Source organism: Sphingomonas metalli, from assembly GCF_014641735.1.
Classification (GTDB): Bacteria; Pseudomonadota; Alphaproteobacteria; order Sphingomonadales; family Sphingomonadaceae; genus Sphingomonas; species Sphingomonas metalli.
This window is the reverse complement of the sequence record NZ_BMIH01000004.1, coordinates 286,267-298,338: the sequence shown is the minus strand read 5'-3', so window position 1 is coordinate 298,338 and position 12,072 is coordinate 286,267. Positions and strand designations below refer to the sequence as shown.

The window sequence follows — 12,072 nt, the reverse complement described above, 5'->3', positions numbered from 1 at the left end:
CGCCGTCACCGGCAAGCGGGCGAGGCACGGCCATGGAGATCAGGCAGGACGATCCGAGCGCGCCGCACGTCGCGCCCCTGCTGGCGGAGCATGTCGCCGAGCAGCACGGCAACGTGCCCCCCGGCTTCGCCTTCGCGCTCGATGCGAACGGCCTGTCCGCGCCCGGCGTGACCTTCTGGACGCTGACCGACGGCACGGGACTCGCCGGCTTCGTCGCGCTTAAGCAGCTCGCGGCGGAGGAGGGCGAGGTGAAGTCGATGCGCGTCGCCGCCGACCGGCGCGGGCGCGGCTATGGCCATGCGCTGCTCGACCATGTCGTCGCCACCGCCCGCCGCCGCGGCTATCGCCGCCTCTATCTCGAAACCGGCACCACCGCCTTCTACGACGCCGCCATCGCACTCTATCGCGGCGCGGGCTTCGTGGACTGCGGCCCCTTCGCCGACTATGCCGCCAGCCCGCACAACCGCTTCCTGACGCTCGCGCTGTAATCAAAGGACTCTCATGCCCCAGCTCGTCCTCATCCGTCACGGCCAGTCGGCCTGGAACCTCGAGAACCGCTTCACCGGCTGGTGGGACGTCGACGTGACCGAGCAAGGCGCGGCCGAGGCGAAGGCGGCGGGCGAGCTGATGGCGGCGAAGGGTCTCGATTTCGACCTCACCTTCACCAGCCTCCAGACCCGCGCGATCAAGACGCTCGACCTGGCGCTGGAGGCGATGGGCCGGCTGTGGCTGCCGACCGAGAAGAACTGGCGGCTCAACGAGCGCCATTATGGCGGGCTGACCGGGCTCGACAAGGCGGAGACCGCGGCGAAGCACGGCGACGAGCAGGTGAAGATCTGGCGGCGCAGCTTCGACGTGCCGCCCCCGCCGGCCGAGGCGGGCAGCGCGTTCGACGTGGCGGCCGACCGCCGCTACGCCGGCATCCCCGTCCCCGCAACCGAGAGCCTGAAGGACACGATCGCCCGCGTCCTGCCCTATTGGGAGGAGCGGATCGCCCCCGCGCTGCGCGACGGCCAGCGCGTGCTGATCTCCGCGCACGGCAATTCGTTGCGCGCGCTGGTCAAGCATCTGTCGAACATCCCGGACGATGAGATCACCGGGCTGGAGATCCCGACCGCCCAGCCCATCGTCTACGAGCTCGACGCGCAACTGACGCCGACCGACCGCTATTATCTGTCCGAACGATAAGCGATCGCGCAACAATCGCGCGTTGCCTTGCCGGCATCGGCCCGCTAACCGGCGCGGATGACGCTGGTCGGCATCATCATGGGCTCGACGTCCGACTGGGAGACGATGCGGCACGCCGCCGATGTGCTGGCGGCGCTCGACGTCCCGCACGAGACGCGGGTCGTCTCCGCGCACCGCACCCCGCAGCGGCTCTACGACTATGCGAGCGGCGCGGCGGCGCGCGGGCTGAAGGTGATCGTCGCCGGGGCGGGCGGTGCGGCGCATCTGCCCGGAATGGCCGCGTCGATGACGCATCTGCCCGTGCTGGGCGTGCCGGTCGAGTCCAAGGCGCTGAAGGGCATGGATAGCCTGCTCTCGATCGTCCAGATGCCCGGCGGCATCCCGGTCGGCACGCTGGCGATCGGCAAGGCGGGCGCGATCAACGCCGGGCTGCTCGCCGCCGCCATCCTCGCCACGTCCGACGCCGCGCTGTCGCAGCGGCTGCAGGCGTGGCGCGCCGCGCAGACCGAGGGCGTGGCGCACGATCCCGCGCCTGCCGACCCCGCCTGACATGCTGAAGCCGGGCGCGACGATCGGCATTCTCGGCGGCGGCCAGCTCGGCCGGATGCTGGGCGTGGCGGCGGCGCAGCTCGGCTATCGCACCCATGTCCTCGCGCCAGACCGGCAGAGCGTCGCGGCGCAGACCGCCTCCGCCCTCACCCGCGCCGACTATCACAACAAGGTGGTGCTGGCCGATTTCGCCGCCTCCTGCGACGTCGTCACCTACGAGTTCGAGAATATCGATATCGGCCCCGTCCAGTGGCTCGCCGATCGCGTCCCGGTCCACCCGCATCCCCGCGCGCTGGCGGTGGCGCAGGACCGGATCGCCGAGAAGCGCTTCGTCGACGGGATCGGCGGCCGCCCCGCCCCCTGGTCGGCGATCGACAGCGAGGCCGACCTGCACGCCGCGCTCGCCCGGATCGGCACCCCCGCGATCCTGAAGAGCACCCGCTTCGGCTATGACGGCAAGGGGCAGGCGGTGATCGCCGGCCCCGACGAGGCGGCGTCGGTGTGGGAGGCGATCGGCGGCCCTGCGGTGCTCGAAGGCTTCATCACCTTCGACCATGAATTCTCGATCCTCATCGCGCGCGGGCAGGACGGCGTGTCGGTCCGCTACGACCCGCCGCACAACGTCCATCGCGACGCGATCCTGCGCACCTCGACCGTCCCCGCGCCGCCGGCGGTGCTGGCGCAGGCGGAGGAGGCGACGGCGCTCGCCTGCCGCATCGCCGACGCGCTCGACTATGTCGGCGTCCTCGCCTGCGAGTTCTTCGCCACCGCCGACGGTCCGGTGTTCAACGAGATGGCGCCGCGCGTGCACAATTCCGGCCACTGGACGATCGAGGGCGCGGAGACCTCGCAGTTCGAGAACCATGTGCGCGCGATCTGCGGCCTGCCGCTCGGCCCCACGACGCTGACCGGCCGGCGCGTGACGATGGACAATCTGATCGGCGACGACGATGCGGTCGCGCCGCTTTCCGAACCTGGCGCGCACCTCCACCTCTATGGCAAGGGCGAGCCGCGGCCGGGCCGCAAGATGGGCCATGTCACGCGGGTGACGCGATGATCCGCGCCGCGCTCCTGTCGCTGCTGCTGCTGTTCGCCGCGCCGGCCTTCGCACAGACGACGCCGCTCGCCCCGCCCGCCGCCGGCACGGTGCGCGTCGCGATCGTCACCGCGCTCGGCCCGATCACCGTCGACCTCGCCCGCGACAAGGCGCCGAAGACGGTCGCCAATTTCCTGCGCTATGTCGATGCCAAGCGCTTCGACAATACCGGCTTCTACCGCGCGATGAAGCTGGGGGAGAGCGCCGGGCTGGTGCAGGGCGGGGTGAAGAACCGCACCGACCTGATCTTCCCGCCGGTCGCGCACGAGCCGACCAGCCAGACCGGCCTGACCCATGACGACGGCGCGATCTCGCTGGCGAGCGCGGGGCCGGGCACCGGGCGGGGCGACTTCTTCATCGTGGTCGGCTCGGTCCCGACGCTCGACGCCAATCCGGCCGCGAAGAGCGACAAGGCCGGCTATGCCGCCTTCGGCCATGTAGTCGAGGGGATGGACATCGTCCGCCAGATCCTCGCCGCGCCGGTGTCGCCCACCGCCGGTGGCGCCGCGATGCGCGGCCAGATCCTGAAGGCGCCGGTCAAGATCGTCTCGGTGCGGCGGGTAAAGGGGTAAGGAATACCCGCCCCGAGACCGTCGCCCCAGCGAAGGCTGGGGCCTTGCCCGGCTCCTGCCTTGCGCCAAAACCATCAGTATCCAGCCCTCGCGGCACCTTCGAAAAAGGTCGCAACAGCGCCCTCTTTCTCGCGTCATCCCGGACTCGTTCCGGGATCCACCGTGCCGCAAGATCAATGGCTTGAGCATTTGCGGAACTGTGGATGCCGGAACGAGTCCGGCATGACGAAGTGACTTTCGCAAGGTCTCGCCTTTGCCGGGATGACGCCCGCTTCAAGCTAGGCGGAGGCTGGCCCCGGCGTCTTCGGCGTATACGCACACAGATCCGCCACCGGGCAGCGCCAGCACTCCGGTCGCCGCGCCTTGCAGACGTAGCGGCCGTGCAGGATCAGCCAGTGATGCGCGTGGAGCCGGAAGGGCGCCGGCGTGACCTTGTCCAGCGTCAGCTCCACCGCCAGCGGCGTCTTGCCCTTGGCCAGCCCGGTGCGGTTGCCGACGCGGAAGATATGCGTGTCGACCGCGAAGGTCTCTTGTCCGAAGGCGACGTTCATCACCACGTTGGCCGTCTTGCGCCCGACCCCCGGCAGCCGCTCCAGCGCCGCCCGATCGGCCGGCACCGCGCCGCCATGCTCGTCGACCAGCATCCGGCTGAGCGCGATCACGTTCTTGGCCTTGCTGTTGAACAGCCCGATCGTCTTGATATGATGCTTCAGCCCCTCCTCGCCCAGCGCCAGCATCTTGTCGGGCGTATCGACCTCGGCGAACAGCGCGCGCGTCGCCTTGTTGACCGAGGCGTCGGTCGCCTGCGCCGACAGCGCCACCGCGACGACGAGGGTGAAGGGGTTGCGATACTCCAGCTCCGTCTCCGGATGCGGGTTCGCCTCCGCCAGCCGGCGATAGAATTCGAAGACGTCCGCCTTTTTCACAGCCCCAGCCTTATAGGCCCAGCACGTCGCCCATGCGATAGCGCCCGGCCGGCTGGCCGGCGAGCCATAGCGCCGCCTTCACCGCGCCGCGCGCGAAGATCGATCGGTCCTGCGCATAATGGCCGAGCTCGATCCGCTCGCCCTCGCCCGCCAGGATGACATTGTGGTCGCCCACCACCGATCCGCCGCGCAGCGCCGCCAGCCCGATCGTGCCCTCGGTGCGCGCTCCCACCAGCCCCACGCGCTCGTCGACCCGCAGCTCGGACAGGGTGGAGCCGCGCCCCGATGCCGCCGCCTCGCCCAATAGCAGCGCGGTGCCGGACGGCGCATCGACCTTGTGCCGGTGATGCATCTCGACGATCTCGATGTCCCAGTCCGGCCCCAGCCGCGCCGCCGCCTCGCGCACCAGCGTTGCCAGCAGCGTGACGCCCAGCGAGGTGTTGCCGGTCTGGAGCACCGCGATCTCGCCCGCCGCCGCGTCGATCGCCTCATGCTGCGCCACTGACAGCCCGGTGGTGCCGATCACGATCGGCGTGCCCGTCGCACGCGCCGCGGCAAGATGCGCGTCGAGGCCCGCGGCGTTGGAGAAGTCGACCAGCACGTCCGCCGCCCGCGCCAGCGGCAGCGGATCGTCCTGCGCCTCCGCGCCGCCGGCGAAGCGGGCGCCGGCCAGTTCCAGCGCCGCCTGGATCGCGCGGCCCATCCGGCCGCCGCTGCCATAGATGCCGATCGCCGTCATATCCCCTCCTCGCGCAAGGGCCGCGACAGCAGCGCCTCGATCACCGCACCAACGTTCGCGCCGCCCAGCAGGCGGCACACCGCCTCGGCGACGGGCATGTCGACCCCCGCCGCCGCCGCCGCGTCGTGCAGCACGGGGGCGGTGAACGCGCCCTCCGCCACCGTCCGCCGGTCGGCGAGCAGCGCGGTGGCCGGCTCGCCCCGGCCGAGGCCCACGCCCAGCGAATAATTGCGGCTGCTGGTCGAGGAACAGGTCAGCACCAGGTCGCCAAGCCCCGACAGCCCCGCCAGCGTCTCCGCCCGCGCCCCGCGCGCCAGGCCGAACCGCGTCATCTCGGCGAAACCGCGCGCGATTACTGCCGCGCGCGCATTCTGCCCCAGGCCCGCGCCCTCCACCACGCCACAGGCGATGGCGAGGACGTTCTTCACCGCCCCGCCGATCTCCGCGCCGGCCACATCGGTCGAGACATAGGGGCGAAGGCTCGGCCGCTTGATGCGCCGTGCGAGCGGCCCCGCCACGTCGCGATCCGCCGCCGCCAGCGTCACCGCGGTCGGCAGCCCCGCCGCCACCTCATGCGCGAAGGTCGGACCGGACAGGACGGCGATCGGCGAGCCGGGATGCTCCTCTGCGGCCACCGCATGGAGCAGCTTCATCGTCCCCGCCTCGATCCCCTTGGAACAGAGGATCAGCGGCATCCCCGCTTGCGGCAATTGGCGCAGGACGCCGCGCATCGCCTGCGCCGGCGTCACCACCAGCACCATCTCCGCTTCAGCGAGGTCGTCCAGATCGGCGGTCGGCCGGATCGCCTCGGAAAGGGCCGCGGTCGGCAGGTAGACGGGGTTGCGCCGTTCCGCCGCGATGGTCGCGACCAGCGCCGGGTCGCGCGCCCACAGCCGCACCGGCGTGCCGTCCGCGGCCAGCACCTGCGCCAGCGCCGTGCCCCAGGCGCCCGCGCCCATCACCCCGATCGTCATGCCTTCACCCCCGCGCCGCGCACCGCCTCCGCCGCCGGGTCGAGCGGCCAGCGCGGGCGGGCGGGAATGTCGAGCGGATCGCTGATCCCCGCCGCGAACCGCTCCGCCCCCGCCCAGGCGATCATCGCCGCATTGTCGGTGCACAGCCAGAGCGGCGGCGCGACGAAGCGGCGGCCATGCGCCTCGGCGAGGCCGCGCAGTGCCGCGCGCACCGCGCTGTTGGCGGCGACCCCGCCCGCGACGACCAGCGTTGTCGCCTCCGGCGCCACCGCCAGCGCCCGCTGCGTCCGGTCGACCAGACAGTCGATCACCGCCTGCTGGAAGCTGGCGGACAGGTCCTCCGCCGAATAATCCTCCACCGCCCGCGCTACCGCGCTCTTGAGGCCCGCAAAGGAGAAATGCGGCTCGGCCGCACCCTTCAGCGGCCGCGGCAGCGGCACCTTGAACGGATCGCCGTTCGCCGCCGCCCGCTCCACCGCCGGCCCGCCCGGGAAGCCGAGCCCGAGCAGCTTGGCGGTCTTGTCGAACGCCTCGCCCGCCGCATCGTCGATCGTCGTCGCCAGCCGGCGATAGCGGCCCACCCCCTCGACCAGCAGCAGCTGGCAATGGCCGCCCGACACCAGCAGCAGCAGATAGGGAAAGCCGAGATCGGGATCGGACAGGCGCGGGCTGAGCGCATGCCCCTCCAGATGGTTGACCGCGACCAGCGGCTTGCCCGCCGCATGCGCCAGCGCCTTGCCGGTGACGAGGCCGACCATCACCCCGCCGATCAGCCCCGGCCCGGCGGTCGCGGCGATCGCGTCGACCTGGTCCAGCGTCACCCCCGCATCGGCCAGCGCCGCCTCGACCAGCGGCGCCAGCGCCTCGACATGCGCGCGTGCCGCGATCTCCGGGACGACACCGCCATAGGGCGCATGCGCCGCCTCCTGCCCCGCCAGCCGGTGCGCCAGCACCTGCCGGTCGCCGGTGACGAGCGCGGCCGCCGTCTCGTCGCACGAGGATTCCAGACCGAGGATCAGCATGGCCGCGGCCTTAGAGCCTGCACGAAACCGCGCCAAGGTATTTGGCAGTCGGGAGCCTTCGCCCCCCATCCGTCACCCCAGCGCAGGCCGGGGTCCAGCTAGGGGGCGCACGTGAGTCCCACTGGCCTCCACCCAACTGAACCCCGGCCTCCGCCGGGGTGACGGAAGTGGAGTTGGGAGATGGGAGTTGGGAGATGGCCTTCGGGGCTTGGGTTTCCCGCCCCGCAATGCCAAGAGCCCCGCATGGTTCGCATCAGGCTCGGCACGCGGGGTTCGCCGCTTGCGCTCACCCAGGCGGGGATGGTCCGCGCGGCGCTGTGCGCGGCGCATGGCTGGGCGGAGGGGGAGGTGGAGCTGGTCGTCATCCGCACCACCGGCGACCGGGTGCAGGACCGCGCGCTGGCCGAGATCGGCGGCAAGGCGCTGTGGACCAAGGAGCTCGACCGTGCGCTGCTGGCGGGCGAGATCGACGCCGCGGTCCATTCGATGAAGGATGTCGAGACGGTCCGCCCCGCCGCGATCCGCATCGCGGCGATGCTGCCCCGCGCCGATGTGCGCGACCGGCTGATCGGGGCGGAGACGCTCGCCGACCTGCGGCCGAACGCGGTGGTCGGCACCAGCAGCCCGCGCCGCCGCGCGCAGCTGCTCCGCGCCCGGCCGGACCTCTCGATCGTCCTCCTGCGCGGCAATGTCGAGACGCGGCTCGGCCGGCTCGCCGCGGGCGAGATGGACGCGACCCTGCTCGCCGCCGCCGGGCTCGACCGGCTGGGCCGCGGCGAGGTCGGCCATGCGCTCGCCACCGACACGATGCTCCCCGCGCCGGCGCAGGGCGCGGTGGGAATCGAGGTGCGCGCCGACGACGCCGTGACCGGCCTGCTGGTCGCCGCGATCGACGACACGCCCACCCACCGCTGCGTCGCGGCCGAGCGCGGCCTGCTCGCCGCGCTCCGGGCCGACTGCCACTCGCCCGTCGCCGCGCTCGCCAGCCTGGCGGGCGAGACGCTGACGCTGCGCGGCGAGCTTCTTGCCGAGGACGGCTCCGCCTGTGTCGAGGGGCTGGTCGAGGGCGTCGCGGGCGAGGATCTGGGCAGCGCGCTCGCCGCCGACCTGCTCGCCCGTGCCCCCGAGCCAGTCCGGTCGCTGTTCGGCGCGTGACCCGGCCGCTCGCGGTGCTGCGGCCCGAGCCGGGCAATGCGCGCACCGCCGCGAGGATCGCGGACGCGGGCGGGACCGCGATCCGCCTGCCCCTGTTCGCGGTCGTCCCGGTCGCATGGCAGGCGCCTGACCCGGCCGCCTTCGACGCGCTGCTCGTCACCAGCGCCAATGCGATGCGGCTGGGCGGCGCGGCGCTGGCCCGGCTGGCGGCGCTGCCCGTCCATGCCGTCGGCGCGGCGACGGCGGAGGCCGCCCGCGCCGCCGGCTTCAGGGTCGTGACGACCGGCGGGGCCGACGCCGCGACGCTCGTCGCCGGCCTCCCGCCGCAGCGGCTGCTCCACCTCGCCGGGCGCGAGCGGGTGGCGCTGCCCGGCGTCACCGCGATCACCGTCTATGCCGCCGATCCGCTGCCGCTGGGCACGCAGGCGGTGGAGTCGCTGGCCGGCAGCGTCGCGCTTCTGCATTCCGTCCGCGCCGCCCGCCGCCTCGCCGTGCTGGTGCCCCCCGCCGCCCGCGCCGCGATCCGCCTCGCCGCGCTCGGCCCGGCCATCGCAGCCGCGGCGGGCGACGGCTGGGCGCAGGTCGCCGCCAGCCCGCACCTCGACGACGCGGCACTCGTCGCGCTGGCGCTGCACCTCGCCGATTGACCGCGACCGCGCGCGCGCAGATAACGCCCGCGATGAGCAGCCTGCCCCCCTTGCATAGCCCGCAGCCGCAGCGCCGCTGGGGCGCGATGCTGCTGATGCTGCTCCTCGCCTTCGCGATCGGCGGACTGGCGGTCGGCTATGCGATGCGCGCCGGTTTCGACCTGGGGCTGGGCAGCACGAGCGAAGCCCGCAAGGGCGCGACCGGCGACGCCGCGGCGGAGGGGTTCGTCCCCGCCCAGCCGCTCGGCGCCAACGGCCAGGCGCCGGCGGTCGACCCCACCGCGCTGGTCACGCGCGAGGCGGCGCTCGCCGGGCAGCTGACGGCGCTGGAGGCGCGCACCGCCGCGGTCGCGAGCGATGCGGCCGCCGCCGGGACGCAGGCGGCCCGCGCCGAGGCGCTGATGGTCGCCTTCGCCGCCCGCCGGGCGATCGATCGCGGCACCGGGCTCGGCTATCTCGAGGAGCAGCTGCGCACCCGCTTCGTCGCCGCGCAGCCGCGCGCGGTCGCGGTGGTGATCCAGGCCGCGCACCAGCCGGTGACGATCGAGGATCTGCGCCAGGGACTCGACGCGATCGCCCCCACGCTCCAGTCCGGCGCGGGCGCCGACTGGCTCACCCAGCTGCGGCGCGAAGTCGGCAACCTGATCGTCCTGCGCAAGGAAGGCACGCCCTCGACCGCGCCGGTCGACCGGCTCGCCCGCGCCCGCCGGCTGCTCGACGACGGACAGGTCGAGGCGGCCCGGCAGGAGGTCGCGCGGCTGCCCGGCGCGGCGCAGGCCGGTGCCTGGATGGCCGCCGCGCGCCGCTATGCGTTGGCGCATCAGGCGCTCGACGTGATCGAGACCGCCGCCATCCTCGGCCAGGCCGCTGCGCTTCCTGCCCCGGCCCGCGCCCCGGCCGCCCCGGAGGCGCAGACCCAGACCCAGACCCAGACAGAGCCGGCCAGCGCTCCGGCCGCGCCGGCCGCTCCGGTGCCGGAGGCGTCGACCACGCTCGCTCTCGGCCCGCTCGACATCTCCTTCGCCCGGGTGCCCTATGCCCGGGCGATACTGGCCGGCCTGCCCGTCCTGCTCCATCCCGACCGGCTGTTCCGGCAGAATTGACGCGGCAGAAAAGATCGCGCTGAGCCAGGCGGATGCAGGGTAAACGGCGATCGCATCCATTGATCCACATCAATCTTTAACGCGCCTTCGCCAGTGCTGCCCGTCTCGCCTGGAGGTTTCGATGCACGCGACGGCCTATTCCCCGCGACCCACGACGGTGATCCTGCCGCCCGGCAACGACATCACCACCACCTATACCCGCGCCACCAACTTCCTGCGCGTCGTCGGGCGCGGCTTCTGGACGATGGACTATGTCGCGGAGCATATGGTCGAGTTCGAGCGCATCCTCGACGAGGCGCGGACGCGGGGACGCACCCGCACCCTGGTCGACATCCGTCTCGCCGCCGTCCAGTCGCCCGATGTCGCGGGCTATGTCCATGGCGTGATCCGCGACATGTACCGGCCGCCCGACAAGGCCGCGATCCTCGTCGCCTCCAACCTCGCGCTTCTCCAGATGAAGCGGGGCCTCAACCCCGTCACCCACGCCGCCTTCCTGTCCTTTGACGAGGCGATGCGCTGGCTGGAACGCTGAGCCCATCGCCGCGCCCGCCGGTCAGGATGCCGGATGCCGGATGCCCCCGCCATGGCGTCATCCTAGCGGCGCGCTCGGCTTTTCCGAACCGAATTGGCGCAAATCGATGCGAAACTGGCGCAAAATGGCACAGTTGGGTGCGGAAAAACGTGCCGCATAGTCCAGTTAAGCTATTCGCCTGACACGCGTTAATGATAACAACCCGTTCATCTCCTAGCTGCGGACGACGGGGCGGGGGACGAAGGGAGGATGCCGATGTTGCACATCGATCCGGTCGCGCATGCCGTTCCGGATGCGCAGAGGCTGTTGCATCGCCCGCCGTCGCCGGCGCTGCGGGCATTGCGCCGGGCCGAGCCGCTCGACCGCTTCGCCGAGGGGCTGGCGCGGATCGCGGGCGCCGCCGCCGCCGCGCTGCTGCCGCCCGACGCCGAACTGCACGACACCGCCGCCCAGCCCTGCGGCCTCGCGACGCTGGCACCGGGCAGCGACGATGCGCTGGCCCAACTGGTCGAGGAAGCGCGCGATCCCACGGCACGGGCCGGCTGGCTTCATGCCGCCGGCGCGCCCGAGCATCGCGGATTGCTGGTCGAGCCCGGCGCGCGACGGGGGCGGCTGCTCCTCGTTTTCATGGCCGCCGACCTCGCCCGCCCCGGCGCGGGGGAGCGCCTGCTCGCCACCGTTCCGGCGCTCGCCGCCATGGCCGGGCCGATGCAGGAGCTGTGGCAGGCGCTCGACACCGCGCGCGAGCGCAACCGCGCGCTGCTCGCCACGCTCGACCATAGCGAATGCGGCATCCTCGTCGTCGGCGAGGATCACGGCGTCCTCGTCAGCAACCATGCCGCCGACGCGATCCTCGCCGATCGCGACGGCGTGGAGCTGCGCCGCGGGCTGCTGCGTCCGATCCGCTACCAGGATGCGATCCGCTTCCAGGCGGCGCTCGACCAGGTGCTCGCCATGCCCGCGGGCGGCAGCCAGGCCGAGCGCTATTGCATGATGCTGTTCCTCGATCGCGGCGGCGAGGGGCGCCCTCTCGTCATGGTGATCGCCCCCGCCACGCCCGACGAGGCGGAAGGGCGCGCCACCGCGATCGTCTATGTCATGCGCCCGGAAAAGGGCGGCCTGCGCGGGGTGGAGGCGATCTGCCAGCTGCACGGCCTGTCGCCGGTCGAGACGCAGCTCGTCGCCCGGCTGCTCGGCGGCGCGACGCTGGGGGACGCGGCGGCCGACATGCGGATCAAGCCCGACACCGCCCGCGCCTATCTCAAGCAGATCTTCGCCAAGACCGACGTCCACCGCCAGGCCGACCTGATCCAGCTCCTCGTCCGCTACCAGCGCGCGGTGCGCGGAGACTTCCAGTTTCGCGCCGGCTGACGCGCCTCCCCACCAGCCATGGAATAGCCGTCGCCCCGGCGCAGGCCGGGGCCTGCCGCAGCTCCTGCCCCGACACACGCCCGAGATCCCAGCCGTCGCCGGGATGCCGTTCATAGTGCCAGACCCAACCTAGATCAGGCCCGTAGTTGCACCGGTCGTTGCGCCCCCGTTCCCCCCAGATGGGCAGGCTGTTTCCAC

General features: G+C 72.7%; 14 protein-coding genes. 10 read left to right on the top strand and 4 right to left on the bottom strand.

What is annotated here, in order from left to right; translation table 11 throughout:
* Positions 1–32: 32 nt before the first annotated feature.
* The 5 genes from IEX18_RS15730 to IEX18_RS15710 are packed head-to-tail and all read left to right on the top strand — an operon-like array spanning position 33 to position 3,405.
* A complete protein-coding gene (locus IEX18_RS15730) occupies positions 33–488 on the top strand; it encodes a GNAT family N-acetyltransferase (RefSeq protein ID WP_188659851.1) in 456 nt (151 codons plus the stop codon).
* A 13-nt stretch (positions 489–501) separates the two neighbouring features.
* Positions 502–1,188, top strand: a complete 687-nt coding sequence (gene gpmA / locus IEX18_RS15725; RefSeq protein WP_188659849.1) for a 2,3-diphosphoglycerate-dependent phosphoglycerate mutase — start codon at positions 502–504, stop codon at positions 1,186–1,188.
* Positions 1,189–1,245: 57 nt separating this feature from the next.
* Positions 1,246–1,737: a 5-(carboxyamino)imidazole ribonucleotide mutase gene (gene purE / locus IEX18_RS15720; protein ID WP_188659847.1), complete on the top strand. Its 492-nt coding sequence runs from the start codon at positions 1,246–1,248 to the stop codon at positions 1,735–1,737.
* Position 1,738: 1 nt separating this feature from the next.
* On the top strand, positions 1,739–2,794 hold the full coding sequence (locus tag IEX18_RS15715; RefSeq protein WP_188659845.1) for a 5-(carboxyamino)imidazole ribonucleotide synthase: 1,056 nt from the start codon (positions 1,739–1,741) through the stop codon (positions 2,792–2,794).
* On the top strand, positions 2,791–3,405 hold the full coding sequence (locus tag IEX18_RS15710; protein WP_188659842.1) for a peptidylprolyl isomerase: 615 nt from the start codon (positions 2,791–2,793) through the stop codon (positions 3,403–3,405). The genes IEX18_RS15715 and IEX18_RS15710 overlap by 4 nt, the downstream gene beginning before the upstream one ends.
* Positions 3,406–3,683: 278 nt before the next feature.
* Here the strand turns inward: IEX18_RS15710 and nth are convergent, their stop codons facing one another.
* The 4 genes from nth to tsaD are packed head-to-tail and all read right to left on the bottom strand — an operon-like array spanning position 3,684 to position 7,066.
* Entirely contained in the window at positions 3,684–4,331 is a 648-nt protein-coding gene (gene nth / locus IEX18_RS15705) for an endonuclease III (RefSeq protein WP_188659839.1), read from the bottom strand.
* A 10-nt stretch (positions 4,332–4,341) separates the two neighbouring features.
* A complete protein-coding gene (gene dapB / locus IEX18_RS15700) occupies positions 4,342–5,070 on the bottom strand; it encodes a 4-hydroxy-tetrahydrodipicolinate reductase (RefSeq protein WP_188659837.1) in 729 nt (242 codons plus the stop codon).
* Complete coding sequence (locus tag IEX18_RS15695; RefSeq protein WP_188659835.1) at positions 5,067–6,044, bottom strand: NAD(P)H-dependent glycerol-3-phosphate dehydrogenase; 978 nt, start codon at positions 6,042–6,044, stop codon at positions 5,067–5,069. Before IEX18_RS15695 ends, dapB begins: the two co-directional genes overlap by 4 nt.
* On the bottom strand, positions 6,041–7,066 hold the full coding sequence (gene tsaD / locus IEX18_RS15690; protein ID WP_188659833.1) for a tRNA (adenosine(37)-N6)-threonylcarbamoyltransferase complex transferase subunit TsaD: 1,026 nt from the start codon (positions 7,064–7,066) through the stop codon (positions 6,041–6,043). Before tsaD ends, IEX18_RS15695 begins: the two co-directional genes overlap by 4 nt.
* 243 nt (positions 7,067–7,309) lie before the next feature.
* On the opposite strand from tsaD, the gene hemC reads away from it, so the two are divergent.
* From hemC to IEX18_RS15665, 5 genes are all read left to right on the top strand, one after another.
* Positions 7,310–8,221 (top strand): hydroxymethylbilane synthase, encoded by a 912-nt coding sequence (gene hemC, locus IEX18_RS15685; RefSeq protein ID WP_188659831.1) that lies wholly within the window; start codon positions 7,310–7,312, stop codon positions 8,219–8,221.
* On the top strand, positions 8,218–8,868 hold the full coding sequence (locus tag IEX18_RS15680; protein ID WP_188659828.1) for a uroporphyrinogen-III synthase: 651 nt from the start codon (positions 8,218–8,220) through the stop codon (positions 8,866–8,868). The genes hemC and IEX18_RS15680 overlap by 4 nt, the downstream gene beginning before the upstream one ends.
* A gap of 32 nt (positions 8,869–8,900) precedes the next feature.
* Positions 8,901–9,971, top strand: coding sequence for a hypothetical protein (locus tag IEX18_RS15675; protein ID WP_188659816.1), 1,071 nt, complete (start codon positions 8,901–8,903; stop codon positions 9,969–9,971).
* Between the two features lie 121 nt (positions 9,972–10,092).
* Entirely contained in the window at positions 10,093–10,503 is a 411-nt protein-coding gene (locus tag IEX18_RS15670; RefSeq protein ID WP_188659812.1) for a hypothetical protein, read from the top strand.
* A 255-nt stretch (positions 10,504–10,758) separates the two neighbouring features.
* Positions 10,759–11,874, top strand: coding sequence for a helix-turn-helix transcriptional regulator (locus IEX18_RS15665; protein ID WP_188659809.1), 1,116 nt, complete (start codon positions 10,759–10,761; stop codon positions 11,872–11,874).
* The last annotated feature ends 198 nt before the right edge of the window (positions 11,875–12,072 follow it).

What these genes read in the sequence shown, in the direction of transcription:
- IEX18_RS15730 (WP_188659851.1), top strand. Translation starts at nt 33, where the DNA reads ATGGAGATCAGGCAGGACGATCCGAGCGCGCCGCACGTCGCGCCCCTG.
- gpmA (WP_188659849.1), top strand. Translation starts at nt 502, where the DNA reads ATGCCCCAGCTCGTCCTCATCCGTCACGGCCAGTCGGCCTGGAACCTC.
- purE (WP_188659847.1), top strand. Translation starts at nt 1,246, where the DNA reads ATGACGCTGGTCGGCATCATCATGGGCTCGACGTCCGACTGGGAGACG.
- IEX18_RS15715 (WP_188659845.1), top strand. Translation starts at nt 1,739, where the DNA reads ATGCTGAAGCCGGGCGCGACGATCGGCATTCTCGGCGGCGGCCAGCTC.
- IEX18_RS15710 (WP_188659842.1), top strand. Translation starts at nt 2,791, where the DNA reads ATGATCCGCGCCGCGCTCCTGTCGCTGCTGCTGCTGTTCGCCGCGCCG.
- dapB (WP_188659837.1), bottom strand. Translation starts at nt 5,070, where the DNA reads ATGACGGCGATCGGCATCTATGGCAGCGGCGGCCGGATGGGCCGCGCG.
- IEX18_RS15695 (WP_188659835.1), bottom strand. Translation starts at nt 6,044, where the DNA reads ATGACGATCGGGGTGATGGGCGCGGGCGCCTGGGGCACGGCGCTGGCG.
- tsaD (WP_188659833.1), bottom strand. Translation starts at nt 7,066, where the DNA reads ATGCTGATCCTCGGTCTGGAATCCTCGTGCGACGAGACGGCGGCCGCG.
- hemC (WP_188659831.1), top strand. Translation starts at nt 7,310, where the DNA reads ATGGTTCGCATCAGGCTCGGCACGCGGGGTTCGCCGCTTGCGCTCACC.
- IEX18_RS15675 (WP_188659816.1), top strand. Translation starts at nt 8,901, where the DNA reads ATGAGCAGCCTGCCCCCCTTGCATAGCCCGCAGCCGCAGCGCCGCTGG.
- IEX18_RS15670 (WP_188659812.1), top strand. Translation starts at nt 10,093, where the DNA reads ATGCACGCGACGGCCTATTCCCCGCGACCCACGACGGTGATCCTGCCG.
- IEX18_RS15665 (WP_188659809.1), top strand. Translation starts at nt 10,759, where the DNA reads ATGTTGCACATCGATCCGGTCGCGCATGCCGTTCCGGATGCGCAGAGG.